Source organism: Synechococcus sp. CCY9201, assembly GCF_034931105.1.
Taxonomy (GTDB): Bacteria; Cyanobacteriota; Cyanobacteriia; order PCC-6307; family Cyanobiaceae; genus CBW1002.
Map to the genome: position 1 here is coordinate 1 of NZ_JAYGIC010000074.1, position 25,379 is coordinate 25,379.

Annotated in this window: 26 protein-coding genes and 1 pseudogene; 11 read left to right on the forward strand and 16 right to left on the reverse strand. The window is 62.3% G+C overall.

What is annotated here, in order from left to right:
* Both VB716_RS07490 and VB716_RS07495 read right to left on the reverse strand, forming a co-directional pair.
* On the reverse strand, positions 1-330 hold a 330-nt coding region (locus tag VB716_RS07490), incomplete at its 3' end, for an RsmE family RNA methyltransferase (protein ID WP_323270132.1).
* Between the two features lie 38 nt (positions 331-368).
* A complete protein-coding gene (locus VB716_RS07495) occupies positions 369-824 on the reverse strand; it encodes a DUF3531 family protein (RefSeq protein ID WP_197156488.1) in 456 nt (151 codons plus the stop codon).
* Between the two features lie 97 nt (positions 825-921).
* Here VB716_RS07495 and VB716_RS07500 point away from each other — a divergent pair, with 97 nt between their 5' ends.
* Both VB716_RS07500 and hslO read left to right on the forward strand, forming a co-directional pair.
* Positions 922-1,596 carry an ABC transporter ATP-binding protein gene (locus VB716_RS07500; protein WP_197156486.1) on the forward strand — a complete coding sequence of 225 codons (675 nt, stop codon included), beginning with the start codon at positions 922-924 and terminating at the stop codon, positions 1,594-1,596.
* Positions 1,597-1,734: 138 nt separating this feature from the next.
* Positions 1,735-2,649, forward strand: coding sequence for an Hsp33 family molecular chaperone HslO (gene hslO, locus VB716_RS07505; RefSeq protein ID WP_323270133.1), 915 nt, complete (start codon positions 1,735-1,737; stop codon positions 2,647-2,649).
* A gap of 40 nt (positions 2,650-2,689) precedes the next feature.
* Here hslO and VB716_RS07510 read toward each other — a convergent pair whose 3' ends face one another.
* The 10 genes and pseudogenes from VB716_RS07510 to VB716_RS07555 form a co-directional block, all read right to left on the reverse strand.
* Positions 2,690-3,364: a CPP1-like family protein gene (locus VB716_RS07510; RefSeq protein ID WP_323249345.1), complete on the reverse strand. Its 675-nt coding sequence runs from the start codon at positions 3,362-3,364 to the stop codon at positions 2,690-2,692.
* 57 nt (positions 3,365-3,421) lie between these two features.
* Positions 3,422-3,646: a hypothetical protein gene (locus VB716_RS07515; protein WP_197156480.1), complete on the reverse strand. Its 225-nt coding sequence runs from the start codon at positions 3,644-3,646 to the stop codon at positions 3,422-3,424.
* 117 nt (positions 3,647-3,763) lie between these two features.
* On the reverse strand, positions 3,764-5,431 hold the full coding sequence (locus VB716_RS07520) for a peptide chain release factor 3 (protein ID WP_322758542.1): 1,668 nt from the start codon (positions 5,429-5,431) through the stop codon (positions 3,764-3,766).
* Positions 5,432-5,649: 218 nt separating this feature from the next.
* Positions 5,650-5,912: pseudogene (locus VB716_RS07525) on the reverse strand (IS5/IS1182 family transposase); the annotation flags it as partial.
* Complete coding sequence (locus VB716_RS07530; protein ID WP_322758543.1) at positions 5,908-6,114, reverse strand: SulP family inorganic anion transporter; 207 nt, start codon at positions 6,112-6,114, stop codon at positions 5,908-5,910. The gene VB716_RS07530 and the pseudogene VB716_RS07525, both read right to left, overlap by 5 nt.
* Positions 6,111-6,278: a hypothetical protein gene (locus VB716_RS07535; RefSeq protein ID WP_323270134.1), complete on the reverse strand. Its 168-nt coding sequence runs from the start codon at positions 6,276-6,278 to the stop codon at positions 6,111-6,113. The genes VB716_RS07530 and VB716_RS07535 overlap by 4 nt, the downstream gene beginning before the upstream one ends.
* A gap of 45 nt (positions 6,279-6,323) precedes the next feature.
* Positions 6,324-6,530 (reverse strand): hypothetical protein, encoded by a 207-nt coding sequence (locus VB716_RS07540; RefSeq protein ID WP_322758545.1) that lies wholly within the window; start codon positions 6,528-6,530, stop codon positions 6,324-6,326.
* Positions 6,531-6,692: 162 nt separating this feature from the next.
* Positions 6,693-8,033: a mechanosensitive ion channel family protein gene (locus VB716_RS07545; RefSeq protein ID WP_323270135.1), complete on the reverse strand. Its 1,341-nt coding sequence runs from the start codon at positions 8,031-8,033 to the stop codon at positions 6,693-6,695.
* Between the two features lie 86 nt (positions 8,034-8,119).
* The gene (locus tag VB716_RS07550) at positions 8,120-8,596 is read right to left on the reverse strand and encodes a hypothetical protein (protein WP_323270136.1); all 477 of its coding nucleotides are present in this window, start codon (positions 8,594-8,596) and stop codon (positions 8,120-8,122) included.
* 51 nt (positions 8,597-8,647) lie between these two features.
* Positions 8,648-9,760, reverse strand: coding sequence for a hypothetical protein (locus VB716_RS07555; RefSeq protein ID WP_323270137.1), 1,113 nt, complete (start codon positions 9,758-9,760; stop codon positions 8,648-8,650).
* 554 nt (positions 9,761-10,314) lie between these two features.
* Here VB716_RS07555 and VB716_RS07560 point away from each other — a divergent pair.
* Both VB716_RS07560 and VB716_RS07565 read left to right on the forward strand, forming a co-directional pair.
* Positions 10,315-11,892, forward strand: a complete 1,578-nt coding sequence (locus VB716_RS07560; protein ID WP_323270138.1) for an alpha/beta hydrolase family protein — start codon at positions 10,315-10,317, stop codon at positions 11,890-11,892.
* 181 nt (positions 11,893-12,073) lie between these two features.
* Positions 12,074-12,232: a helix-turn-helix domain-containing protein gene (locus VB716_RS07565; protein WP_416223890.1), complete on the forward strand. Its 159-nt coding sequence runs from the start codon at positions 12,074-12,076 to the stop codon at positions 12,230-12,232.
* Between the two features lie 139 nt (positions 12,233-12,371).
* Here the strand turns inward: VB716_RS07565 and VB716_RS07570 are convergent, their stop codons facing one another.
* From VB716_RS07570 to VB716_RS07580, 3 genes are all read right to left on the reverse strand, one after another.
* Positions 12,372-13,508 carry a lipase family protein gene (locus tag VB716_RS07570; protein ID WP_323270139.1) on the reverse strand — a complete coding sequence of 379 codons (1,137 nt, stop codon included), beginning with the start codon at positions 13,506-13,508 and terminating at the stop codon, positions 12,372-12,374.
* Positions 13,501-13,998 (reverse strand): hypothetical protein, encoded by a 498-nt coding sequence (locus tag VB716_RS07575; RefSeq protein ID WP_323270140.1) that lies wholly within the window; start codon positions 13,996-13,998, stop codon positions 13,501-13,503. The genes VB716_RS07570 and VB716_RS07575 overlap by 8 nt, the downstream gene beginning before the upstream one ends.
* A 164-nt stretch (positions 13,999-14,162) precedes the next feature.
* Positions 14,163-15,254 (reverse strand): DUF389 domain-containing protein, encoded by a 1,092-nt coding sequence (locus tag VB716_RS07580; protein ID WP_323270141.1) that lies wholly within the window; start codon positions 15,252-15,254, stop codon positions 14,163-14,165.
* 331 nt (positions 15,255-15,585) lie between these two features.
* On the opposite strand from VB716_RS07580, the gene VB716_RS07585 reads away from it, so the two are divergent.
* From VB716_RS07585 to VB716_RS07610, 6 genes are all read left to right on the forward strand, one after another.
* On the forward strand, positions 15,586-17,700 hold the full coding sequence (locus VB716_RS07585; protein ID WP_323270142.1) for an FUSC family protein: 2,115 nt from the start codon (positions 15,586-15,588) through the stop codon (positions 17,698-17,700).
* The gene (locus tag VB716_RS07590) at positions 17,676-17,930 is read left to right on the forward strand and encodes a DUF1656 domain-containing protein (protein ID WP_323270143.1); all 255 of its coding nucleotides are present in this window, start codon (positions 17,676-17,678) and stop codon (positions 17,928-17,930) included. Before VB716_RS07585 ends, VB716_RS07590 begins: the two co-directional genes overlap by 25 nt.
* Before the next feature lie 2 nt (positions 17,931-17,932).
* A complete protein-coding gene (locus tag VB716_RS07595) occupies positions 17,933-19,051 on the forward strand; it encodes an HlyD family secretion protein (RefSeq protein WP_323270144.1) in 1,119 nt (372 codons plus the stop codon).
* On the forward strand, positions 19,048-20,769 hold the full coding sequence (locus VB716_RS07600) for a SulP family inorganic anion transporter (RefSeq protein WP_323270145.1): 1,722 nt from the start codon (positions 19,048-19,050) through the stop codon (positions 20,767-20,769). Before VB716_RS07595 ends, VB716_RS07600 begins: the two co-directional genes overlap by 4 nt.
* Positions 20,770-20,861: 92 nt before the next feature.
* Positions 20,862-21,299: a hypothetical protein gene (locus VB716_RS07605; RefSeq protein ID WP_323270146.1), complete on the forward strand. Its 438-nt coding sequence runs from the start codon at positions 20,862-20,864 to the stop codon at positions 21,297-21,299.
* 178 nt (positions 21,300-21,477) lie between these two features.
* Positions 21,478-21,972, forward strand: coding sequence for a GGDEF domain-containing protein (locus tag VB716_RS07610; RefSeq protein ID WP_323270147.1), 495 nt, complete (start codon positions 21,478-21,480; stop codon positions 21,970-21,972).
* On the opposite strand, the gene VB716_RS07615 is transcribed toward VB716_RS07610, so the two are convergent.
* Positions 21,969-22,670 (reverse strand): class I SAM-dependent methyltransferase, encoded by a 702-nt coding sequence (locus VB716_RS07615; RefSeq protein WP_322758559.1) that lies wholly within the window; start codon positions 22,668-22,670, stop codon positions 21,969-21,971. The genes VB716_RS07610 and VB716_RS07615 overlap by 4 nt on opposite strands.
* Positions 22,671-22,810: 140 nt before the next feature.
* Between VB716_RS07615 and nrdJ the strand changes: the two genes are divergently transcribed.
* Complete coding sequence (nrdJ, locus tag VB716_RS07620) at positions 22,811-25,255, forward strand: ribonucleoside-triphosphate reductase, adenosylcobalamin-dependent (RefSeq protein WP_416238091.1); 2,445 nt, start codon at positions 22,811-22,813, stop codon at positions 25,253-25,255.
* The last annotated feature ends 124 nt before the right edge of the window (positions 25,256-25,379 follow it).

The window sequence follows — 25,379 nt, forward strand, 5'->3', positions numbered from 1 at the left end:
CTGATCCACCCCCAGCTCGGTGGCCATGCGCAGCACCAGTTCCCCGTCGCGCCGTGGCATCGCCAGGGCCAGGCCAATCGGCAGGGAGGTGGGCTCCTGGCGCTCCAGGGGCTGCCCCAGCGGCTGCTCCAGGTCGGCGCGGCCCGGTTCCTGCAGCTGCGCGGTCCAGAGGCCCCCGCAGCCATCCACCACGGCGAACCGGTCGCCGGGCCGCAGCCGCAGCACCCTGTTGAGGTAGTGGCTCTCCTCCCGGCTGAGGGCGATCCCAGCGTCGCCGCCCTGCCGCAGTCGGTTCGGATCGATCAGCAGGCGGCGCAGTTCCCGGGCCATCGCTCTGGCTCACCCCAAGCCGCTACCCCACCGGTACCTCATTCGTCCTCCAGCTGGGGAAAGAGGCTGTCGGGCTGCTCCTCGATCGGCCAGTCCTCGTTGATGCCGCCCACGACCACCTCCTCGATCTCCACCACGTCGTTGTTGAGTTGCCGCAGGGCGTTGAGCAGCACATCCAGGGCAAAGACATCGCTGGTGCCCATATCCACCCAGCAGCGGGCCCACTCCCCCTGCAGCTCCAGCGGCCCCATGTTGTGCATCAGGGCGGGCAGGGCCCGCTCCGCTTCCTCCTGGTCCACCACCAGCCAGCTCAGATCGGCCGCCTCTTCGTGCAGCTGCAGGGTCTCGGCATTGAAACCGCCGAGCTTGCCGAGGAAAAACCAGCTGTCGAACACCGTTTCCACGTAGCCCCTCTCCCCATGGCCGAGGGGATGGGAGAAGCGCATCCAGATCCAGCAGTTGAACGGGTCGACCTCGCGGAAGCGGATCTCCATGGGGCAGTGCGAACCGGCGTGGTTGCGATCGATGTCTCCCCATCAAACACGCCGCCTCGACCGACCGACTCAGGCGGCGGCCCAGCATGCTGGTGCCATGCTCGAGCTTCAGAACCTTCGTTATCAGCCCGCCACGGCTGCCACACCGGTGCTGCTCGATGTGAGCCTGCGGCTGGAGGTGGGAGAGCCAGCCCTGGTGACGGGGCGCAGTGGCTGCGGCAAGACCACCCTGCTGGAGGTGATCAGTGGCCTGGCCGAAGCCGATCGTGGCCGCATTCTCTGGAACGGTGAACTTCTCTCCAGCCGCCGACGGCGCTGGCTCTGCGGGCTGGTGTTCCAGTTCCCGGAGCGCCATTTCCTCGGCCTCACGCTGGGCCAGGAGCTGAAACTCGGCCAGCGGCGCCTCACCCAGGAGCGGGCCGAGGCGGCGCTGGCCAAGGTGGGGCTCACGGGGGTCTCGCTTCAGCAGGCACCGGAGCGGCTCAGTGGGGGCCAGCAGCGGCGGCTGGCCCTGGCGGTGCAGTTGCTGCGCGATCCGCGGGTGCTGCTGCTGGATGAACCCACCGCCGGGCTCGATTGGACCGTGCGCGATGAGGTACTGCAGCTGCTGCGCAGCATCGCCCGCGAACGGGCGGTGCTGGTGGTGACCCATGAGCCGGAGCTCTTTGGCGATCTGGCACCCCAGCGCTGGCTCCTGGAGAACGGCACCCTCCAGGCCTGCCAACCCCACCCGGGCCAGTCGGCGCAGCGTTCAACCGCCCGACTGGGCTGACCCACGGGCCAGGACACCCCACCGGCGCATCGCCTACCGCCGCATCGTCCACGGCCGCATTGCACTCCGTCGCATCCCTCTTGGCCGCAGCGCACTGCCTACGATGCCCGTCAGTTGGGTTGCGGGCGGGCCGGTGTGATGGGCGATCAGCTGGTGCGTGCCACCGCCGCCGGGGGCGGTATCCGACTGGTGGCGGTGACCACCACCGTGGCCAGCCGCTATGCCCGCCGTCGCCACGACCTCTCCTTCCTCACCACCGCCTTGCTGGGCAGGGCGATGACCGCCGGTCTGCTGCTGGCCAGCTCGATGAAGGTGGCCCATGGCCGGGTGAATCTGCGCATCGCCTCCGATGGTCCGCTGCGCGGCCTGATGGTGGATGCCGGCCGCGACGGCACCGTGCGCGGCTACGTGGGCCAGCCCAGCCTGGAGCTGGATCTGGTGCGCGAAGCCGATGGCGGCTCCCACTTCGACTTCCGCACGGCCACCGGCACCGGTTACCTGCACGTGGTGCGAGACCTGGGCGAGGGAGAGCCCTTCAGCAGCACCGTTGAGCTGGTGAGTGGTGGCATCGGCGAAGACGTCGCCTCGTACCTGCTCCATTCCGAGCAGACCCCTTCGGCGGTGTTCGTGGGGGAACGGATCGACAGCAGCGGCGTGCGATGTTCCGGTGGGGTGCTGGTGCAGGTGCTGCCCAAGGCGGCCCGAGAACCGGCCCTGGTGGCCCTGCTGGAGGAGCGGTGTCGTGAGATCCGAGGTTTCAGTAATCGGCTGGTCGCCTGTGAGGGCAATCTCAAGGCCCTGCTGGAAGATATCTTCCCGGATCTGGATCCCCAGCTGCTGCAGGAGGGAGAGCCCCACCAGGCGGTGCAGTTCCACTGCCCCTGCAGCCGCCGTCGCAGCGTCAGCGCCCTGAAACTGCTGGGCCGCGACGAACTGAGCGCCATCCTGCAGGAAGACGGCCAGGCTGAGCTCGTCTGCCACTTCTGCAATGAGACTTACCAGGTCGAGGCCCCTGAATTGCAGGAGCTGATCGACGAGCTTGCTGTGGCGTGAGAGTCGCCCCTGAGCCGTCGGCTTGAGGCCACCGGGGGCTTCAACCGATCAGCAGGGCACCCAGCAGCAGCAGCAGCAGGGCCGGCAGGCTCTGGACCTGGAGAGGCGACAGGGGCAGGGACGGATCGAGGCCGCCGGCCAGCAGGCCGCCGATCACCAGCCCGATCGAGAGCAAGGCAAAACCCCAGCCGACCGCCACAAGCAACCGACCGAGACGGCGCTGCAGGTTGATCACGGCCACGCCGGTGGCGAGGGCCAGCAGCAGTTCCGGTGCTGCGCTCGGGGTGAACAGCAGCAGGGCCAGCAGGGAACCGATGCCGGCCAGGGGAATCCAGAGTTCGGTGCCATTGGCCAATCCCAGGCTGGGCATGCGCAGGGCGGCGCCGGAGAGCCTGGGAACCGCCAGCTGCGGCAACTGGGGCAGGGCGGGCAGGGTCGGCCTGGCTGGCGGCGGCGAGGCCTGTTCCCGCTGGGAGGCGGAACGGGCAGCGAAGCTCACCCGTCCCTGCTGCCTTTCCTTGAGGCGCTCCATCAGCACGGCGTCGTAGGCGGCCTCGATCCGGGAGCGGGCCAGGGGGTCATCGCCCACCTCGTCGAGACGAGCCAGCTTGGCGGCTTGCACGGCGTCGAAACTTGCGTCGGCGGCGATCCCGAGACGCTCATAGGGGTCGAAGGCATCGGCCGCGCGGGACGGCTGATCGGAACCTTGATTCATGGCCAGCTCTGCGTATGGAGGAGCGTATCGAGAACCGGCCACCCTGGGTGGTTCAGCTCAGAACAGCGGATCGCTGCGCTGGTATCCGGATTCCTGCTGCAGACGGCGACGCCAGGCTTCTGCTTCGTCAAAAGGCAGGCGCTGGCGATGCTTGAGCAGCGGCATCTGGGGAGGAAGATGGCTGCCCTCACGCATCTCGACAGCCCCCTGGGCAGGGAGGAAATTGACGTAATCACAGCCCCCGTCGCTGCGGGGACGCACCAGCCAGACCGGCAGCGGCATGACCTATGACCTTCTGTTGCAGAACCTTTCGGTTGGTGAAGAGCAGTCTGGCGGATCCTGCGCCCATCCGCGACCAGCCGAGCTCGCTCCGCAGTCCGGCTGCCCGATGGGCTGCGTTCAGAGCGCGATCGGTTCGACGCCGCTCACCACGGGCGCCACTGCACTGAGCTCAAGCTCGGGATGGTCGTCGTGCAGCTGGTTGAGATTCCAGGTGTTCTTGAACAGCAGCACGGGTCGGTCCCAGGCATCCCGCACGGTTTTGCAGTTGAAGACGCGGCCCACCTGCTCAAGCGCTGGCCAGCCCCCCACCACCCAGCGGGCCACCGAGAAGCCCAGGGGCTCCAGGCGGGTCTGCACGCCGTACTCGTTCTCAAGGCGGTACTGCACCACCTCCAGTTGCAGCTGGCCCACGGCCGCGAGGATCGGATCGCGCTTGCTCTGGTCGGTGTCGTAGAGGATCTGCACGGCGCCCTCCTCGCGCAGCTCGTTCACGCCTTTGCGGAAGCTCTTGAAGGCTGAGGGGTTGGGGTTGCGAAGCCAGGAAAAGATCTCCGGGCTGAAGCAGGGAATGCCCTCGTATTCCACTCTGGGGCCCACATAGAGCGTGTCGCCGATGGCGAACATGCCCGGATTGTTGAGGCCGATCACATCACCGGGGTAGGCATCTTCCACCACCTCCCGGTCCTGGCCGAACAGTTTCTGGGGCCGCGAGAGCCGAATCGCCTTGCCGGTGCGGGCGTGCTGCACCGTCATGTCCTTCTCGAATCGGCCGCTGCAGACCCGCACGAAGGCGACCCGATCGCGGTGCCGCGGATCCATGTTGGCCTGCAGCTTGAACACGAAGCCGCTGAAGCCCGGCCGGATCGGATCCACCGTGCCGGCGCTGCTGCTGCGGGCGATCGGCTTCTGGGCCAGTTCCAGGAAGGCATCGAGAAAGGGCCGCACGCCGAAGTTGGTCATGGCCGACCCGAAGAACACCGGACTCAGTTCCCCGGCGTGCACCAGCTCGAGGTCGAGCTCGGCACCGGCCCCATCGAGCAGGTCCAGTTCTTCCAGGGCGGCCTCCAGCAGATCCGCTTCCACCAGATCGCTGCCGACGGCCTCCTCGACGGACAGCAGCTTCTCTTCGCTCTGGCGGCCCCGCTCGGCCCGCTGAAACAGGATCACCTGCCGGCTGCGGCGATCGATCACGCCGCGGAAGCGATCACCGCTGCCGATCGGCCAGTTCACGGGCCAGCAGGCCAGACCGAGATCGGTCTCGATTTCATCGAGCAGCTCCAGGGGTTCGCGCCCTGGCCGGTCCATCTTGTTGATGAAGGTGAAGATCGGGATCTGTCGCATGCGGCAGACCTCGAACAGCTTGCGTGTCTGGGGCTCGAGTCCCTTGGCCGCGTCCTCCAGCATCACCGCGTTATCCGCGGCCGCCAATGTGCGGTAGGTGTCTTCGGAGAAGTCCTGGTGGCCGGGGGTGTCGAGCAGGTTGATCGTGCTGCCGCTGTAGTCGAACTGCAGGACCGTCGAAGTGATCGAGATGCCGCGCTGCTTCTCCAGCTCCATCCAGTCGGAGGTCACCTTGCGCTGTTCCCCCTTGGCCTTCACGGCACCGGCCTGCTGGATGGCGCCCCCGTAGAGCAGCAGTTTTTCGGTGAGGGTGGTCTTACCGGCGTCCGGGTGGGAAATGATCGCGAAGTTGCGCCGCCGGCCCACCGCCTCGGCCAGGGCGGCGAGCTCGGGGTCGGCGGCGCTGCTGGCCGCTGCGGAGGGGGACTGGGCTGTGCTCGTCATGGACCCCAGCCTGACAGGCAGCCCCTGGTCTGGGCTCGCCTAGGAGTTTGCAGAAATACCGCCTGAACGGCCGCGTTTTTCCCTCCTGGGAGCTGTTCGCGCTCCGTTCGGGCTGGATTTCAGCGTTTCAACGGTTCAGAACGGCCGATCTCAGGCGTTTTGCCCCGTTGGGCCGCCTGATCGCTGCCGCCTGGACACACCACTGGGCAACCATCCGTTCATGCCGTCGCCATCGCCGGTTTGAGCAGGTTGCCCAGCCGGATCAGGTTGTAGGCGATCACGTCCAGGCCAAATACCGCACCCACCTTCTCGATGCCGCGGCGGGCATGGATCGACTTGGCTTAACCCTTGTGGCGGCAGTGTTCTGAGCAGCAGGCGGCGTGACACCAATGCGGCGCATCTCGGCGACAAAGCCCCTGGTGACCTCGCATCTGTCCTGGGCAGTTGGCCCATTCTCGCAGAGATGGCCGGGTTTTTCAGCAAACTCCTATGGCAAGCAGCTCCTGGTTGGAATCAATGCGGTAGCCACCGCGTGCCGCGAAGGCCCGGGCGGTGAGCACGTTGTCGGAGTAGCCCACCAGGGCGATGCCCACGGCGGTGGACACCAGATTGTTCAGCTTGTCGGGCGAGACGCCTGGCGGCAGTTGGAAGTTCGGCAGCCTTGTCGGGATCTCGCCGATCACGTCGACCCCGCGCTGATCGAGTGCAGCACAGCAAACGCCAGCAGCAGGGTGGGCAGGTGATTCTCACCAGAGCGGCCAAGCAGCTCCCGGAGCTGACCCAGCAGCGACTCCGCCTCAAGCCTCACGCCGCTGATCTTGCCGATCTGGCCAGTGATCATGATCACGGCCACCCCGCCATGTAGCCCGCCAGGATTGGCTTGGAGAGCAGATCAGCGAGAAACCCCCCAGTCGGATCCAGGCCCCACAAAGCAGACCAGTCCCACGAACAGGGCCAGCAGGCTGTCGAGGCTGGCGTACTGAGCGGCATCCCCCACCGAGAGCTGGGGAGACGGTCCGACCAGGACATAGAGCAGCAGCGGCGGCAGGATCGCCCACTGCCCCGCCACCGTGACCCCGGCCAGCAGATCACCCTGCAACCACAGGTCGGTTGGTAGGCGCGAAGCCGCCTCAGTCCAGGCAGGAGTGCTATGGGCATCCGATTGTCCTGGCGCACCATCTCCTCTCTCTGTGATGGTGCTGTGAACCGACCCTACCCGCGGCCGCTGCACAGCATTCGCTTGCCGATCGAGTCAAAACGGTCATAGGGCCGGGGTGCGGGGCAGGGCAGGACCCACAAGATCGAGCCGTGGAACCCCCACAGCGATGCCGGAGGCATCGAGGGCCTGCTTCAGGCGGCGGCGGTACTCGCGGCCCACAGGCCACTGCTGCAGGGGTTGGGTCTTGATGAGGATGCGGATGAGCACGCCACTGTGGGCAATCTCATCGATGCCGAGCATCTCCGGAGGCTCGAGAATGCGGTCGGCCCAAGGGGGCTCGTGGTAAAGATCCTGAGCCACAGATTCCATCAGGGCCATGACCGCATCCACATCCGCTGCGATGGACACGGTGAGTGCATAGTTCACACGTGACCAGCTGCTGGAGAGATTGCGCACCGTGTCAATGGTGCCGTTCGGGATGCTGATCAATTCCCCATCCAGGTTGCGCAACTGGGTGACGCGCAGACCCACGCTCTCCACCAGGCCGCTCTGGTCGCCGATGGACACAACATCCCCAACCGCGTACTGGTCTTCGATCAGGATCATCAGCCCACCGATCAGATCCTTGAGCAGACTCTGCGAAGCCAACGACAGGGCAAAGCTCAAAAAACCAAGCAGAATTGCCACGGCCTGGGTTAACGCTCCCAGTTGATGCAACTGGTAGAAGATCACCATGCCGAGGATGAGATAGACGCCGACGCGCACCCACGCCCTCAGCGCACGGGACAACGTCGGCCCTCTTAACCTGGCCCGCGTGTCGTCCTGAAGGTGTGCCCAGCGATTCACATACTGGTCAGAGAAGAAGTTCCCGGCTCTGATTGAGATCCTGGTCAACATCGCTAGAAAGAGAATCAGCAGCGGAATGCCGATCGTGGCTTCCTGCCCTAGAGTCATGACCCAATCCAGAGGCGCCCATCCCTGGTTCTCGGGGGCAAAACCCATGCCCGTCGTGGACATCCCGCGCACGGAAATGCCGAAGACCCAGTTGCTGAAGGGCCTGCTCCAGTAGAAGAGGCCCGCCAGCCAGGCAACACCGCAGGCCCAGAGCAGGCACTGCACCCAGAACAGGGAGGAGCGGTAGAAGGAGATCAGACTGAGACGCTGTCGCAGGGTCATCCGCACGCTCAGCCGCCTCTGGACCTGCAGGATGACGCTTTCGCTCTCTCGGGATGAGGAGTCCTCATCCGGAGTGTGCTCCTCCTGGATCACCTGGCGAAGCCTGGCGGTGAGCACCTGGTAAGCGCCATACAGACGCTTCTGAATGACAACGCCAAGGGCGCTCGCCAGGGACAGCAGAAGAAGGCCAAGCCCACCCCGACGGGCCGCCTGCCAGAGGGCGGGGGGCTGGCGTTCCTCCCAGGAAACCAGAAGACTCTTCCGCACCCCGCTGGCCACACGTTTGGCAATGGCTTCAGGCTCGGAACTGTCTTCCCGAATCCTGGCCACATCGGCAGGCGTGACCGTGAAGATCAGCTCGGGGGGTCAGACCGGGGGAACGAAATGAACACATCGTAGCGGGAACCCACCTCTTGCACGAAGGCATGAAGATTTCGGGCCAGCAGGCGCTGAAGCTGGAAGACAGTGGGTGCACGCTGTTGATCCATGGGCTCGGACAAGGATCTCGATGTGTATGTCATCATCGAGGTGAGAACCTTCTGAAGCCGTCTATGAATCACATGGGCACGCTCGGACGCCGTATAGGCGGCATCATTCCCTGCGGGCGCTCCCGATTTCTTGAAATCAATGAATCCCGCAACCGTTCCGATGATCCGTCCGTCAAGAAACACGGGAGACAATTCCACGTTTCCCTGGGAAAAGACAGGCAGAAACTGTGCCGAAGTCACTTGTTGCGCCGAGGCCTCAAGCGCAGGAAGAAACTGAGCCCGCACCGGCAGCAGGCCGGTCAGCACGATCAGCAGGCAGCCCAGGGCAGGCAGCAGACACACGAGCAGCTTTCGCTTCAGAGCCGCGGCTCCAGGGGGAAGGGGGAAGGGCATTCAGAACTTGTAGGTGAGGCCCGTGGACAGGATCACATTCAGCCGCTTGAAACCTGCTTCGAGCAACCGTGATCGGTACCGCAGCGAAAGACGGTTCGTCCACATCCATTGCTTGGTGATCGGCCAGTCCAGCCGGGTTGACGACCAGAGGAAGGCCTCATCGAAGGAATCCACAGGGGTGGCTAGCGCGAATACCTGGCTCCACTTGGCAGGACCGATGGGAACATCACGACTCCGGTACACCAAGGCAGCGATGGGATCCACCTGATCGCGTTGCCTGGTCAGGTTGATTTCTGCATATTCATAGCGTGGCCCCACGCCGAGCTGCACGGCCTGAAATGAGCCTGGATCCGCCCCTTGCCACAAATTATAGCCGTAGCCAAACAGAGTGCTGAACACAACGGAGACATCATCGTCGTCGTCCTGGGTCGAGAACGTGCTGTCATTCACCGCGACAAGCTGATCGATGAACAAAAAGTTTCGCTGGTCCAGGCGATGCCGGTAAACCGCGAACCCCTGGCTGATGGGCCAGGTGAGGTTGAAGTCCCTGGAGCTATCGTAGTTGATCGAGGCAAACAGATCAGCCTCGAAGTCGTTGCGGGGCCATTGCTTGTAGAGATCGAAGCTGACAACAGCATTCGCTGTGGTTTCTTCGTAAGTAGCAGCACTCATCGCCAGGCCCACCCGGCCCTTGAGCTTCTCTTCGGGAAACGGAAAGGACGTGGTCCGCTCCGCTGCGGCCCGATGCAGCTGTTCGCTCTCCGCCACGGCGCGACCGGCCTGCTCCTCTTCCCCCAATTCGGCGTAGGCCAGGCCGAGGCGCAGCAGGAGAGCCTCCCTTCGGGCAAGCGGGGCCGCCTCTACGCTGCGGCGGGCGTGCTGAAGGGAGGTCTGGGCCAGGTCGCTGAAGCCATGGCGCCCCTGCAACAGGGCCAGCCGCAACCAGAGCGCCAGCTGCTGAGCGTGTTGCGGGATGGCCGCCACCGCTGCCTCCCCCTCCCCCAGCAGGTTGGCCACCGGCAGCGGGCAGGGCTGGCTCAGGCAGCGTTCGGCGAGATCGAGCAGCAGCTGGCTTCGCAGCTCGGGATCGGCCTGGGCCCGAATGCGCTGCATCAGCGGATCCAGAGCGGCGGCCCCATCCGGCACTTTCGTGGGACCTGAGCCCCTGGGATCTGCTGCAGCAGCCCCGGAAGGCTCTTCAGCCGCAGAGGCAGCCGGTGCAAGGAGAACACTCCAGAGAGAGCTCGCGAAAGCGAGGCAGTGGAAACCAGCAGACAGAACCCTGAAGTGACGATCGACTGTTCTCACGCCAAGCGATCTCAAACAAAGAGTTGTTGAGCTTAGGGTCCCAACGCAATACCGGAAGGCAGCACAGATGAGCCTTCACTTGAGCAGTGATCCCGGCCAATCACCTCGCAACAATCATCTTGGGAACACAAGTTCACGCAATAATATGCATGACCATAGCTTATGGCCACTGGAAATCAACTCCTCCAGATCCGCGCATCCCAGACGCGCTGCAGCTGCCATGAGCCATGGACCGTTCATTCTGCGGTCACCAAGTCTGACGCCCTGCGGCCTGATGGAACCGGGCTCCATACACTTTCATCAGGTGGCCGGCACTGATCGTCCCGGTCGCGGAAGTCTTCTTGCTCTTCTCCAGCCCGATGGATCGTTTCCGCCGCGACCCACGGCGCACCCAGCTCCCGGTTCTTGCCGGCAGTCTGCTGGCCGCAGCCCCTCTGCTCCTGGGGGCAGAGCCGGCAGTGGCCCTCGAAGAACTCGAGCTCCGCTTGCCCCTGATCGGCGCCAACCTGGTGGTGCGGCTGGATGAACTGAGCAGCGCCGGGGATCTGCTGGCTGGCCGCAGCGACCTGGCCGAGCTCGACCGTGCCAGCGATGGCGTGATCGGGCCGAAAGTGCTGCGGATCTTCAACCATCCGATCCAGCTTCCCCCCGGCGCGGCCAAGGGGCTGCAGGGCTCCGTGGGCTCACCATTGTTGCGGGAAGCCCTCCTGGCCACCACAGCTCTGGTACGCGTCGATGGTTTGCCCACCGATCTGAGCGGGGAGAAGCTCTCGCTTGCCCTGAGCCTTAGTGAGCGGGAGGGGTCGTTGACACTGCTTTCCCTGCTGCGGGCCATGCCCGGCAAGCGGGCCTCCATCGATCTGGAGCGCGCCCTGTTCTCGTTCGATCGGTTGCAGCGCCAGCAGGCACCGGCCCAGACCCTGCTCGAGAGACAGCCTGCGGTGGGAGCCGATCCGGATCTGAACCTGCCGGGCCGCTACACCGTGCGCCGCCAGGAGCTGCAACTTCCGGTGTCCCATCGTCAGAATCCCCTGCGCAGCGTGGCCCTGCTGCCGCAGGGGGTGCATTCCATTGGCCTGGTGTTCATCTCCCACGGGCTGTGGGATGCCCCCGTGAACTTCGAGGGCTGGGGCCACCATCTCGCCAGCCATGGCTACGCGGTGCTGCTGCCGGAGCACCCCGGCAGTGACCAGGCCCAGCAGGCCGCCATGCTCTCGGGCGCCATCCCCCCACCAGAGCCCGAGGAGCTGGGCCTGCGCCCCCTGGATGTTCGCGCCCTCCTGGCAGCGGTGGATGCTGACCGCTTTGCTCTGGGCCCGATCCCCTCCGAGCAGGTGGTGGTGCTGGGGCACTCCTGGGGGGCGATCACCGCGCTGCAGCTGGCGGGCCTCAAGCCCAGCGACGCCAGGCTCGGCCGGCGCTGCGGGAATCTGGACGATCCCGAGTCGAATGTGAGCTGGGTGCTGCAGTGCAGCTTTCTGCGCTCTGCCAACCAGGCGGAAGTGGCGGAACCCCGGGTGTTCGGCGTGGTGGCCGTGAGCCCACCGATGCGGCTCCTCTTTGACAAAGGGGCCTTCAAGGCCATGAATGGCCGGGCCCTGGTGGTGAGCGGCTCGAAGGACTGGGTGGTGCCCTTTGGCCCCGAAGCTCTCACCCCCTTCCAGGGACAGCCGGAAAGCCGCGGCCATCAGCTGGTGCTGGCGGGGGGCGGCACCCACTTCAACCTGCGCCCAGGAGCAGCAGCCGACAAGGCCGTGCTGCGGGGTCTGATGCTCAGCTGGGTGCAGCAGGTGTTGGGCGCAGGCCAGTCCGCCCGCCCCTCAGCGGGAGCGTCCCCCCTGCTGCCGGCAACCGGCTGGGGAGACCCCAGGGTGCCACTGGTCGAAGCCACCCCCGCAACGCCGAGGCCTGAGCAGACCATCACCGCCCCGCCCTAGGACTGGTTCCCACTGAACGAGGTGTGGAGTCCCACCAGGTTGTTCAGCTGACGATTGGGTGTGAGATCGCCAGGGTCGGGGGGGCACCGCCCGTCCCAAGACCTCAGCTGCCATGCCGAGCCAGCCACGCGCCCGGCAGACGCCGATGAGTCGGTAACGCCTGATCCGTGTTTACCTCGATATTGGAGAGCCCCTCAAAGCCCTTGCGGCACAATCCGGGGTCAACCTGCGCAGTGCCTACAAGTGGCTGGCGCGCTTCGGTAAGGGCGGCAACACGGCACTTGCGGATCAATGGAACGTTCGCCACGCCCAGCGGCAGATGCTCGATCCGCAGGAATAACAACAGACCGTGGATCTAGGACACCAGCGCTGCAAGCTCTGCCGTATCGCAAAACACTCTCCGCGCCCCGATCCACTGTCAGGAGAGTGATGAACCTGGGGCAGACAAGCGACCGCATTGCCTCGCGGTCTCTAAATGCTCAGCCGGTGCGTTGCTCCATCTCGTTGTCAATGGCTTCGCGGTAGGCGCTGATGAAATGGTTTGGGCCGATGTCACCAGTGGCAGATGTAAAGACCCACTGCTCACCCGCATGGACATAGACCAAATTTGCTGCGCTCGTCGGTGGCAGGTTAGGCACCAAGTCTGCCTGGTTGATGACCCTGTAGGCATTCGGAACAATCCTGTTGAAAGCCTCTGCAAAAGTTGGATCCCCGAGCCGTGGAGATGCATAGGTATACAACCTGAGATTGCTACGCAGTGCAGCGACCTTCTGCGAAATGTCCAGGGCAGCCAGGCTAGCCAGAGGTGCACCAAGGCTGTGCCCTGAGAGATAGAGGGGCTTGCTCACATCCAATTGTTGTACGGCTTCGATGATGGCGTTACTGAGGCGACCATAGATCGTGGCGAAGCCGCGATGAACTCTGCCGCGAAAGCCCAGCGTGGGCACATCACCACTGGTAATCTGCTTGGCGTTGAGTGTCTGCAGCCATTCGTGTCCCCGCTGAGTGCCTCTGAGCACCAGAATGTGATGCTCTGGGCACGTGAGCACGAAACCCCAATACACGGGATAGCTCCACTGCTCCACCAAGGCCTGGCTCGCCACCCCCTGAATCCGGCTGCGAATCAGGTTGATCCCTGCCAGGAGAGGATCCTGCTTTCGCCGGTCGTTGAGGGGCACCTGTCTTTCGGCGGTGGCCATGTCAGGCCCTTTAATTGAAGCAACCTGCATGTAGCCAGCCAAGCGTTCCCCGAAACTGGGCAGAGTATCGATGGCGCCCCTGTAGTGGAGATTGAACTTGCCGGTGAGGTATTGCTCTGTAGCCAGACGGCTCGCCAGAATCAACGTCTTCGAGATTGAGCGTTCATAGGGATTCGGTGCAGCTGTGAGGTTTAGCCCCGACAGGATGCGTTGCACCTCAGCAGTGGCCTCGAGATCTCCCTCGATGGCCCGGGTCACCGCCTCTTCAACGGCCTGAGGACTGTTCAGAAACTGGGTTGTAAGCTCTGTCTGCCTGGAGAGAATCGTATTACGCCGCAGAGCACTGCCTAACCCCGAAGCCATGCTGCCAACACCCAGGGCTGTCAAAAGAATCGTACGGCGACGCCATTTAGGCATCGTTCACCTCCAGGGAAATCCTCGAATGACCACGAAGGAAGCCATTCATAAAGAACGTATTGAACGCAGCTCCCAGGGTCCAGGCTCCACTCATCAGCCCTGCAGACAGGGCAAAGCTTTCAATCCCTGGCACAATGGCACCGAGAAGTTCCAGTGAGCACCAGGCCAGCAACGCGATCGCACATGCACCTGCGGTATGTGCGATCTGGCCAAGCACCGCGATCGGGTTGAAGCTGATCGCGAAGCGCCAGAGACGCGCAATGTCCCAGACCATCTTGGCCACTAGCAACACTGTGATTACAAGCACCGGGGTCAGAAGATCCCGGAAAAGCCCGAGGATTGCCAGCCCCAGTGCGTAATCCACCACCATTTCCTGCACCACATCATACCGCCCGACGATGCGCTGCCGAACTCGCTCCTCTTTGTCCGCAGCAAGTAGGCGACCAGTGATCATCCGGGGATTCTTCACAAACTCGATGGACACAAGCATCGCATCTCTTTCCGCGAAATGAGTACCACGGAGACTGTCCTTTGCTGTGTGGTGTCACCAGGTTGTTCCGGCTGACAAAGGGGTGCGAGGCCGACGGGGTTGTGGTGCGACCCAACAGCCCAAGACCTCCCACCCCATGCCTATACACCCCAATGCCTGCCTAGCTAGGATTGGTATGAATAGGAAGAGCTGGTATTGCGGTATTCAAAGATTTCTATGGGCGCAATCCGGATGGTAATGTGCATGGTATGCACTCCCATGGGCTGGATCGCATTGAAAATGCGTTGATCAAGATTGTCTATGTTTCTCTTATCCTTAATGAATTCTTCATTGGCTGCGCCGATAATATTCACATAGGCTGCGCCGTCAACTAATTTGGTATCAACACGATGGATCAGATTGATATCTCGATATTTGCCATCTCTGTGCAGTCCATATAATTCGAGCTGTACCCTGTTGTCTACTGCAAATTCATACAGCGAAGTCCCAAGGGGCCGAGAAAGCATGAGGGCCACGAGCAGCCCCAGCGCAAGTGATTTAAGAGCCTTGCGCAAGCTGCCATAAGATTGGAGCACAAAAACCAAACAGACTGAGATCGTGATACCTATCAGGTTTGCCAGAAAGAGTAGGGAGGCTCCGCCTGCAACATCGAGATTTGTGACATAGGAATTGCCGAATACACCAGTCATTGTGCTTCCTCCGGCGAGCCCCATTCCCACAACACACAAGGGAGGAACCAAAGCTACTGCAATCGCCACTCCTGCAATCGAGCTGGCGATGCTCATCCGTGTCAAGGAGAATGCGCCCGCTGCTCCAGCTGCTATTGCAATCCCCAAATCTAGCATTGTTGGACGAGTACGGCTTAGAAGTTCTGAGCCAACAACATCCCAGGGTGATAGTGCTGACACAAGGGAAGCCACTCCTATGGCCAGGAAGCATCCCAGCATTGTTGTCAATCCTGAGCGCAACAACAAGGTCCAATTAGCTGTTGCAATAGCATATGAAGCGCTGAGAATCGGATTCATCAATGGTGCCACAATCATGGCGCCAATAATGACTGCAGAACTGTTGGTAATCAGTCCAAGGGTTGCAATTATCGATGCCAGAGCGAGGAGAAAGAAGAATCCAAATGAGGGAATCGACCCAGCGGTTCGAGATTTTGCCAGCTCCTCTGCAGGTACGCTTTGCTCAAAGTGAATCTCCCATAGCGGTTCGATGGTTTTCAAAAACTTACTGAACGACTGAAGGATCGTCATGATGATGCAGAGCGTGTCGAGTTCATTGTTACTGCTGGTCTGAGCTCCTCAAGCCCCCGGATGCCGAATGAAAGGGGTGACATCTTTCCTGGCCCCGGGGGTGATGCCCGTTCGGTACAGTGCCTCAGGCGGAAACCAGTATGATTCAACGCAAAGACCCATGTGATGGGCTCTCTCCTTCCTATCAGTGCTCTCTGTTCTGGTCAGGAATGTTGCTGAATGGATCAGGCACCGATTTCAGAGTAGCTTACCATTTGCCAAAGGCTCGTTGCAAAGTCAACTCGACAGGGCAGTCAGGCGCGTGAATCTCTCCCCTCGTATCCGATTCGGATTGCGCCTGGCCCTGGCGATGGTCATGGCCTATGGGGTAGCCCTGTCCATGGACTGGCAGAAGCCGTTCTGGGCAGGCCTCTCCGTGACGGTGCTGAGTCTGGACAGCGCCGGCCAATCCGTGCTGAAAATCATCTTGCGCACTGTGGGAACCCTCGCGGCTGCTGTGGTGGCCCTGAGCCTGATTGCACTGTTTCCTCAGGAACGCTGGTGGTTCTTTCTTTCCCTCTCGCTGGTCGAGGGTTTCTGCTGCTATCGCATGCTGGGAAGCCCCTATCCCTACGCCTGGATGGTGTCAGGATTTGTGGCCGCCATCATCGCGATCGATGGTGGACCGCCCGACGGCCTCAGAGACTTCAACGTCGCCATGGAGCGCCTGCAGGAAACGGGAACAGGAATTCTTGCCTATACCTTCAGCGGCTTTCTCATCCCCACCGGCAGCACGGGAGGCTCTTTCAAGTCCAACATCATGGCGATGTCGCAACGGCTTGGCTCCCTGCTGGAGTCATGCCTAGCCCCCTACGGGGGAAAGAGCACGGGCGATTCCCAGACGGCAAAGGATCTCCGGCAACTCGATGCCGAGGCCGCCACCCTCGAATCCCTGGTGGCGCCAGTCGCGCTGGAAAGTGGCTCCATCTGGATGGAACGTCGCCGCTGGCATCATGTGGCACTGGGTTTCAGAGCCCTGCCCCGGGTTCTGAACCACGTTCGACTGGCCGGTCTGGGTCTGGCTGAACGGGAACGACTGCTGTTGGAACCTTCCGTGAGCCTCCTGCACAAGGGGGTGGATCAACGCTTCGCAGCTATGGGGGAAGCCATGGCGGGGCAATCACCAGGATCGCCGCCGCCATCTTCACCGTTGCTGAGGGCCATTTCCCCCGAAAGGATGGACTGCTCGATGGAAGAGCGAGCCCATCTCCAGGCCAGCTGGAGGCCCTTGCAACATCTCGACGAGCTCAGCGCTCGCCTGTGGGGCCTCATGAATCCACTGCCATCCGGCCATGGCGAGGCCTGTTCTCCTGCCTTGCGGCCGCATCTGTACGTGCGGCTGGCAATGATCGATCCGGATCACCTCTGGCTGGCCAGCCGACTGATGGCGCAGATCTGGATCGCCGTGCTGCTGTGGATCTACCTTCCTGGTCTTCCCATTGGACTCACGATCATTTCCTTGATGCCAAGCATCGGCCTGACGATGGCCCAGACGCCGATGCTCAGAGGGCAGACCTTGGTCGCACCAGCACTTCAGGCTCTTCTGGCGACTGGAGTGGTGTATGTCTTTGTGCTTCCCAGGTTGGATGGATTTTTCGGCCTCGCCAGTGTACTGGCCATGGCGAGCTTTGCGATTGGCACTTACTACTACAAGAATGCCCCAATGAGGACGCTCACATTGTGTTTATTCATCGTTGCCTGCAGCATTCGGAATCAACAGACCTATAATTTCATCAACTTTCTCAATCTCAGTATCGCCGTCTTCGTGGCATTCGCTATTGCAGCATTTTCGCAGGACCTGCCTGTTTCCTGGCTTCCTGAAAGGCAGGCCCTAAGACTGCTGCGGCGGCTGATGTGCAGTACTAACGCGATCGTCGAATTGACGATGCACACGGTCCACACTCCGCTCCGATGGCCGAATAGAATGCGCTTGGCATTCTATCGTAAGGCGGCCCGCAATATCCCTGCGAAACTAGCGTCGCTGGCTGCGAAACTGCCGCTTCAGATGCTAAAATCAAACAAAGATCAGGTGGATGAACTGGTGAATGCCGTTCAATCAGTATCGCTGTGGCTGGATGATTGGAGCGAGGCACCGCCACAGCTGAATGCCCCTTCATTCAACCTGCCATCTACTTCGCTTCCTGAGTTTCGTGAATCCTTGGAAGACGGCGTTCTGCCATCGACTCCCTTCCACTTGGAGTCTGCCTTGCAGGCGGTGAAGGTCATCAACGAGGGCTGCCTCTCCCATCTCAAGGGCGTCCCCGCAGGCCAAGCGACGGGACATGAAATGGACCGTCTGACACTGTGGCTTGGCTGCGGTTTTCGTCTTGAATCGGCCATGCGCGAGTTGCAGGGGATAGCCGGTTGGTTTGAATGGGAGAGATGGAGACAATCACGCTTTTGCTGACCCTTTTGTTCACGTTGCTACGCCATCCTCCTCGCGAGGCTGAAATTCGTGGAGTTTACTTTGCTCCATTATTTCTATGCGTTCTGCTCGGAATGACGGCCGCCTGGGGCACTGCCATTGCTCTGAGCAAAGCCAATCTTTTTCACCATTTCGAGAACCCGTTGCTTGTGTTTCTTGCCTTCACTATCATCTATGCGGTTGTTTTTAGCTTTCTTCTCGTGCCAGCATGAAGATGAACCCCAAGCTGCGCCGCCATCTCCCCACCACCATCGTGGTCGTTGTCGCCCTTGGCTTGCTGGGGGTTAAAACCTGGGATTACATTCGCAATCCCTGGACTCGGGACGGCCAGGTGCGTGCCACCGTCATCCAGGTGACGTCAAGAATCTCCGGCCCGATCATCCGCCTGCCGATCAAGGATAACCAACCGGTAAAGAAAGGAGAGCTTCTGTTTGAGATCGATCCCAGCACGTTTGAAGCCAGTGTGAAACAGGCGAAGGCCGATCTCGATAATACCCGCGATCAGGTGAGGGCCCTGGCTAAGGAGGTGGAAGCAGCCAGAGCCAATGTGAAGCAAGCGCGCTCGGTGATCACTAAGGAAAAATCTGTTTTAACCGGCCTGAATGCGCAATTGATTGACAGCAAAGCCAATTTTGATCGCGCAGCACAACTGATCAAAACTGGTGCCATCACCAAGCAGCAATACGACGATCAGACAGCTTCCTATGCCACGGCCCAGAGCAACATGGCAGAGGCCGAGGCCGCGATTCTGCAGGCAGAAGCCGCCTTGCTTCAGTCGGAAGCATCCCTGCAGCAGACCATTGCCAAACTTGGGGCGCCGGGTGATCAGAATGCCCAGGTAAGAGCGGCAAAATCCGCTTTACGGAATGCGGAACTGAACCTCGAGTTCACCACCGTTCGTGCTCCTGTCGATGGGCTTGTCACCAACCTCAACTTGCAACGGGGCAGCCAGGCGGTGGCGAATCAACCAGCCCTGGCCCTGGTGGACAGAAACAGCTTCAGGATCGATGCCTACTTCCGTGAGACCTGGATCGGCAGAATCCAGCCGGGAGATCAGGCCACGGTCACCCTGATGAGCTATCCCCGCCACCCCCTTGTGGGCAAGGTGGAAAGCATTGGATGGGGCATCGCCCAGGCCAATGGCAGTACGGGCGAATTCCTGCTGCCGAATGTGAATCCAACCTTCGAGTGGATTCGCCTTGCCCAGAGAATTCCCGTAAGAATCGAGGTTGAGGATGTGCCCCCGCCGGTGATTCTCCGCCTCGGCAGCACGGCGTCCGTGCTGGTGAAGACAGGGACCCACCGCCGGCCTTCAGATTCACCGCTCCGATGACGACCCCAGGCATGCGATCAACGCTGTTCCAGAGCCTTGGCCCTCTCACCCGCAGCACCCTTGTTCGTGATGGCGTGGCGGGCATCACCCTGGCGGCCCTGGCGATACCGGAGGTGATGGGCTACACACGAATCTCCCAGACGCCTGTGATCACAGGGCTTTACACCCTGCTGCTGCCGGTGCTGGCCTTTGCAGCCCTGGGCTCCTCCAGGCACCTGGTGGTGGGAGCTGATTCAGCTACCGCGGCGATTCTGGCGGCCACACTGATCGGTGCGGCTGCTCCCTACTCCCCCGAATACGTGGGCCTCACCGCACTCACCGCCCTTGTGGTGGCGGTGATGCTCCTGCTCGCCGCCCTGTTTCGGTTGGGCTTCCTGGCGGATTTCCTTTCCCGCAGCGCCCTGATCGGCCTGCTCACCGGCATTGGCCTCCAGGTGGCCGCAGGCGAATTGGGCGGGCTGATCGGTCTGCCGAGGCAGGGATCCGGAGCGCTCGAACAGGTGCTGTCAGTGTTTCAGCGCGTCAGCCAGGCCAACGGGGCTGCAACGCTTGTGGCGATCTCAGTCTTCGTCGTGATTCTGCTGGCAAAGAAATGGGCCCCACAGCTGCCCGGGGCCCTGATCGCCGTGATCGGAGCCGTCCTGGCGAGCTGGCTGCTGGATTTCCAGAGCCATGGCATCGGTGTGGTGGGAACCGTTCCCAGCGGTCTTCCCCATCTGTCCCTGCCGCCGCTGCGAGAGGTGCGCTACGACCGGGTGTTCGCGGCAGCCGGATCCTGCTTTCTGGTGATCATCGCCCAGAGTGCCGCCACCTCCCGGGCCTATGCCCAGCGCTACCAGGAAACCTTCGTGGAGAACCGCGATCTGATCGGCCTGGCCTGCGCCAATTTCGGCGCCGGCATCACTGGCACCTTCGTGGTCAACGGCAGCCCCACCAAAACGGAGATGGTGGATGCGGCAGGCGGGCGCAGCCAGATCACCCACCTGACCACCGGGATCGTCGTGCTCCTGGTCCTGCTGTTCCTCACCGGGCCACTGGCTCTCGTACCCAACGTAGTCCTGTCCACAATTGTGTTCCTGATCGGGGTCAAACTGATCGACGTGCGGGGTATGGCTGAGCTTTACCGATTGCAGAGAAATGAATTCGTGATCGCTGCCCTCACGGTGCTCAGCGTGGCGCTGGTGGGAGTGATGGAGGGCATCGCCCTGGCGGTGATCCTCTCGCTGATCGACCAGGTGCGCCACACCTATCGAGCCCGCACCTGCCTCTGGACCCCCGACTCTGAGCGTCCCGATGGATTCCACCTGCAGACGGCGGCCATTGCGCCTGGTGTGTTTGCAGCTCCTGGAATTCTGGCCTATCGCTTCGAAGCCAACCTCTTCTATGCCAATGCCGATCACTTCATGGAGGAGATCCTGGCTCTGATTCAGCAGAATCAGCCTGCGATCAAGGGCCTGGTGATCGACGCCACCGGCATTGATGACATCGACTACTCGGCCGCAAAAACACTCACTCAGTTGCGTAAAGAGCTGGATGGCCGGGCCTTGAAACTGGCCGTCGTGGTCACGTCCCAGCATCTGATGCACCAGCTGCGCAGGTATGGCCTCGAGAGCGCCACGACCAACTTCCATAGCGTGAAAAAAGCAGTGCAGGAGCTCTCTGCTGGCCTGGAAACTGGCAATCCTAAACTCAATTCCTTAGACAAGCCAGTTGTGTGAATTTATCCTGGAGCCCTGGCAGATGCTGCCTCATAATCAGACAACGGAACCAGCGGATCACAAGGAGAATGTTTCTGATCGGATCGGTGCTCATGCTTCCCGGCCGGCTGGAGCAACGCCAGCGGGCGGAAGAGGTGTTACTACGGGCCCTGCAGCAGGTGCGTCTGCTGCAGACCGACGCCACGGATGAGGAGCGCACCCGCAGGGCTCAGATTCTGCTTCAGATCAACCTTTCCTGCAAGGTCATCGATGACCCTGCAGTCGCTCCGGACCTGTTGGCGGAAAGCCCCGCCCTGCTGGCGCAGCCCACCGTGCCGGAACTCTTCCCTTCCCGGGATCGACCCGCCAAGGTGGAGCTGGGTGTGGGGGCCGGCGGCAACTCCTTCACGGCCACCAGGGTTCGGGCTGAAGTGAGCTTGAATCTCGACCAGCAGTGGCCTATCAGCCGTCGGCCAAGCGGATTCCGTTTGAGGAGAGCGACCGTCGAGAAGGGCGCCGCCCGCCTCGGCGCCACGACCACTCGCTGGTGATCCGCTACCACCTGCAGGCCATGACCGGTGGTTATCACTGGATCGAAGCCCATGCCCGTCCTTTCGTGGCGGATGAGCAGGGCATGGATGGGCGCACCTAAGGACTGCGGCTGATCGACGCTCAGGTCTCCCAGGAAGAGGAGCTGCGGCGCCAGGCCCACACCGATCAGCTGACGGGATTGCTGACCGGCACGCGGCGTTCAGTCGGCTGGAGCGGGTGAAGTCCAACGATCAGCGCAGTGGTCGTGCCTCGGCCCTGCTGTTCTGCGATCTCGATGCCTTCAAGACGATCAATGATCGCGATGGCCATGCCGTGGGCGACACGGTGCTGCAGACCACGTCTGAACGGGTGCGCCGTTGCCTGCGCCGTGATGATCTGGCCGCCCGGTTGGGGGGCGATGAGCTGCTGGTGATGGTGTTCGGCATTCAGGATCTCGCCAACGCCGAGACCATGGCGGAGACGATCCGCATTGCAGCAGCTGAGTCGATCGCCACCATGGCCGGCCCGGTCGCCATCAGCCTCAGCATCGGTGTGGTGCTGATCGATCCCAGGCAGCCGATCGACAGCCTGATTCAGCAGGCCGATCAGGCGATGGATGAGGCCAAACGGCTCGGCCGCAACCGGGTGGTGCCGATCCAGCTGCTCTCCCCTGTCCAGGAGCGACCGACTTAAAGCTGGCCCCAGATCTCCAGGTAGCGGTCGTCCACGGGCGCCACCCGCAACCCAGACAATCCCGCCTGCAGCAGCTGCGCTTCCACCTCCTCGGGGCGGAAGGCCGCATGCAGCGAAGCCAGATAATCCCGCTGCAGGATCGCTGGCGCCTGGCCCAGGTGGCGCTGCAGGAGATCCTCGGCGGCAGCTGCTGAGTCGGGTCGTCGCAGATCCTTGATGTAGAGGGTCGCCCCGGGTGCGGCCAGCTGCCGAACCGTGTGCCACAGCACGGCCGGGTCATGCAGATGGTGGAGCAGGCTGTTGCTGAGCACCGCGTCGCAGGCCCCGCCCAGGTCACCGGAATCCAGGCCATCGCAGGGCAACAGGAGCTGGCGGAATTCCAGGGTTTCTCCGAATCTTCCCAGTCGTTCCCGGGCGATCGCCAGCATCGCCTCGGCTCCATCGATGCCCACCACGCGGGCCTTGGGGTACTGCTCGGCCAGCAGAACGCTGATGTTGCCAGGCCCGCAACCGAGGTCGACCAGTAAGCCGGGGCATCGGCCTGGCGTGAGCGTTGCCAGGATTTCGGCGAAACGGTCCACCACCAGCTTGTCGGTGGCTGCGAAATCGGCCGCGGCATAGGCCGTCGCCTGGGCTGGTTCGTCCATGAGCTCCGGCTCCGGCCGCCGCGGCATCGGTTCGGGATTGGGGTGTGGCATGGTGAACGCGGCGACGAAGGGCCTCAGCTTGCTGCGGCAACCGCCTAGCGACATCGGCTGTTGCTCCGCCGCGCCCGATCGGGCCTGACCACTGCCGCTGGTGCAGGGCGAACCTTGCTGGCCCCACCAGTGGCGTTAAGGTGGCCTATACGTACCTGGCCTCAGCAGCGGTGACCCTCACCCCCCTTCGCCCGGATTCGCTCCAGCACAGCGATTCCCAGTCTGTGGCTGCCGGTGCGGCGGCGGCGGCGGTTGAACCCGGCGAGGTTGGCGGCCAGCAGGGGCAGCTTGAGGCTGATTTCCCTGCCACCGCCCCTGCGGCCAACCCTGTTTTCTACCGCACCTACTCCCGCAAGACGGCCACCGGCCGCGAGAGCTGGCATGAGGTGGCCGAACGCAACCTGGCCGGGCTGCGCAGCCTCGGGAACCTCTCGGATGAGGAGGTGAGCCTGCTGCGCCGGATGCAGCAGCAGCAGAAGGCCCTGCCCTCCGGTCGCTGGCTCTGGATCGGAGGCACCGACTGGATCGAGCAACCGGAAAACTTCTCCGGTGCTTACAACTGCACCTCCACCAATTTGGTGGATTGGGAGGCCTTCGGTCTGATGATGGACCTCGCCATGATGGGCTGCGGCACCGGCGCCATCATTGAGCCCCGCCTGATCAACCGGTTGCCGGCGGTGCGCAACCAGTTGGTGATCACCGGCGTCAGCGACATCGGCGCCACCCCCGCCGGCCTGCGGCAAGAGACCACCAGCTACACGATTGAGGGCAACAACGTCCACATCCGGGTGGGCGATACCCGCCGTGGTTGGGTGGACAGCTATCAGCTGCTGCTGGAACTCTGCAGTGACCCGCGCTTCGGTGAGGGCGAGCAGGGCGGCACCGTCGAGATCTCGGTCGATCTCTCCGATGTGCGTCCCGTTGGTGAAACCCTCAAGGGCTTCGGCGGCATGGCCAATCCGGTGAAGTTGAAGGATCTCTATGGCCGGGTAGCAAAGATCCTCAACAAAGCCCGTGGCCGCAAGCTCAGCTCGGTGGAGTGCTGCCTGCTGATTGATGAGGCGGCGGTCACGATCGTGGCGGGCAACATTCGGCGCAGTGCAGGCATGCGCCAGTTCGCCGCCGATGACCTGGCCGCGGCTGGTGCCAAGGAGAACCTGTGGCAGCAGGATGCTGCCGGCAACTGGCGGATTGATCCCGAGCGCGATGCACTCCGGATGGCCAACCACACCCGCGTCTTTCACACCCGCCCCAGTCGTGAGACGGTGCTGGAGGCGGTGACCAAGCAGTTCCACTCCGGCGAGGGTGCCATCCAGTTCGCGCCTGAGGCGATCGCCCGCTCCAACGCCGATCTGCTGCACACCCCGGAGCTGCGCAGCGAGTTCATCGAGATCTATGTGGATCAGGGCCGTGAGGAAGCCGGCCGCTGGCTCACGCTGCACCACCCGCAGATCAGCCCGGCCGAACTGGAGCATCGCCTGGGCCGCTACGGCCTCAATCCCTGCGGCGAAATCCTCGGTGATGATTTCCACTGCAACCTGGCTGAGATCCACCTCAACCGCATCGATCCGGCCGACCACAAGGCCCAGGAGGAAGCTTTCACGGCCGGCGGTCTGGCCGTGGCCTGCCTGCTCAACCACCGCTTTGAGGTGGAGCGTTACCGCCAGAGCCGCGCCTGGGATCCGATCGTGGGGGTCAGCTTCACCGGCCTGTTCGACTTCTTCGTGCACGCCTTCGGCACCCCCTGGCTGAACTGGTGGGAGGCCGGCCGTCCGGCCACGGCCGAGGGGCTCAGCTTCAAGGACCAGGAGGCCGCTTACCTGGGCCGCTGGAAGGAGATCGTCAATCAGGCGGTGTGGGACTACTGCGATCGCCACGGGATGCGCCGCCCCAACCGCTGCACCACAGTGCAGCCAGCCGGTACCAAGAGCCTGCTCACGGGTGCTTCCCCCGGCTGGCATCCGCCCAAGGCCCAGCGTTTCATCCGCCGGATTACCTTCCGCAAGAATGATCCGGTGGCTCTGGCCTGTATGGATTATGGCTACACCATTGTCCCCAGCCAGAGCGATAAGGATGAGCAGGGCCGGCTTCTGGATGATCCGTTCGATCCCCGCTGCACGGAGTGGCTGGTTGAAATTCCCACGCAGGTGAGCTGGGCCAATATTCCAGGTGCCGATAGCGTGGAGATCAACAACTTCTCCGCCTTAGCCCAGTTTGATTTCTATATGCAGGTGCAGCAGCATTACACAGCTCATAACACTTCGGCTACCGTTGAATTTCGTGAGCATGAAGTCGTACCTTTGGCTAATGCCATCTTCGAGGCGATTGAAGAAGGAAAAGGGTATATTTCTGCAGCTCTTCTGGCGCGTTTTGATGCCAATGCCACCTTTCCAAGGTTGCCATTTGAACCGATTGACCATGCCACCTATGAGCGATTGCAAATTGAGGTGGAGAACCGTCGCACCACTGCAGATTTCTTTGAAGCCCTGCGGCGTTACGATGGCGGTGAGCTGATGGAAGCTGGTCCTGCAGGTTGCGATTCTGATAAGTGCCTGCTGCCACTTGCCCAGCCGGCTGCATCCTAGGGACTCCTGAAAAAGATTCTCGGCCCATCGGCGCCGGATTCGTCCGTTTGCTTCGCGTTAATCAGGCTGGCAAGCGCGGTGACATCAAGTCGGCCAGATCTCAAAAGCATGGCTTGCAGATGCC

What these genes read in the sequence shown, in the direction of transcription:
- VB716_RS07600 (WP_323270145.1), top strand. Translation starts at nt 19,048, where the DNA reads ATGACGACCCCAGGCATGCGATCAACGCTGTTCCAGAGCCTTGGCCCT.
- VB716_RS07500 (WP_197156486.1), top strand. Translation starts at nt 922, where the DNA reads ATGCTCGAGCTTCAGAACCTTCGTTATCAGCCCGCCACGGCTGCCACA.
- VB716_RS07555 (WP_323270137.1), bottom strand. Translation starts at nt 9,760, where the DNA reads ATGCAGCGCATTCGGGCCCAGGCCGATCCCGAGCTGCGAAGCCAGCTG.
- VB716_RS07590 (WP_323270143.1), top strand. Translation starts at nt 17,676, where the DNA reads ATGGAGACAATCACGCTTTTGCTGACCCTTTTGTTCACGTTGCTACGC.
- VB716_RS07570 (WP_323270139.1), bottom strand. Translation starts at nt 13,508, where the DNA reads ATGCCTAAATGGCGTCGCCGTACGATTCTTTTGACAGCCCTGGGTGTT.
- VB716_RS07520 (WP_322758542.1), bottom strand. Translation starts at nt 5,431, where the DNA reads ATGACGAGCACAGCCCAGTCCCCCTCCGCAGCGGCCAGCAGCGCCGCC.
- VB716_RS07575 (WP_323270140.1), bottom strand. Translation starts at nt 13,998, where the DNA reads ATGCTTGTGTCCATCGAGTTTGTGAAGAATCCCCGGATGATCACTGGT.
- hslO (WP_323270133.1), top strand. Translation starts at nt 1,735, where the DNA reads ATGGGCGATCAGCTGGTGCGTGCCACCGCCGCCGGGGGCGGTATCCGA.
- VB716_RS07615 (WP_322758559.1), bottom strand. Translation starts at nt 22,670, where the DNA reads ATGCCACACCCCAATCCCGAACCGATGCCGCGGCGGCCGGAGCCGGAG.
- VB716_RS07560 (WP_323270138.1), top strand. Translation starts at nt 10,315, where the DNA reads ATGGATCGTTTCCGCCGCGACCCACGGCGCACCCAGCTCCCGGTTCTT.
- VB716_RS07605 (WP_323270146.1), top strand. Translation starts at nt 20,862, where the DNA reads ATGCTTCCCGGCCGGCTGGAGCAACGCCAGCGGGCGGAAGAGGTGTTA.
- VB716_RS07580 (WP_323270141.1), bottom strand. Translation starts at nt 15,254, where the DNA reads ATGACGATCCTTCAGTCGTTCAGTAAGTTTTTGAAAACCATCGAACCG.
- VB716_RS07515 (WP_197156480.1), bottom strand. Translation starts at nt 3,646, where the DNA reads ATGCCGCTGCCGGTCTGGCTGGTGCGTCCCCGCAGCGACGGGGGCTGT.
- VB716_RS07495 (WP_197156488.1), bottom strand. Translation starts at nt 824, where the DNA reads ATGGAGATCCGCTTCCGCGAGGTCGACCCGTTCAACTGCTGGATCTGG.
- VB716_RS07595 (WP_323270144.1), top strand. Translation starts at nt 17,933, where the DNA reads ATGAACCCCAAGCTGCGCCGCCATCTCCCCACCACCATCGTGGTCGTT.
- VB716_RS07510 (WP_323249345.1), bottom strand. Translation starts at nt 3,364, where the DNA reads ATGAATCAAGGTTCCGATCAGCCGTCCCGCGCGGCCGATGCCTTCGAC.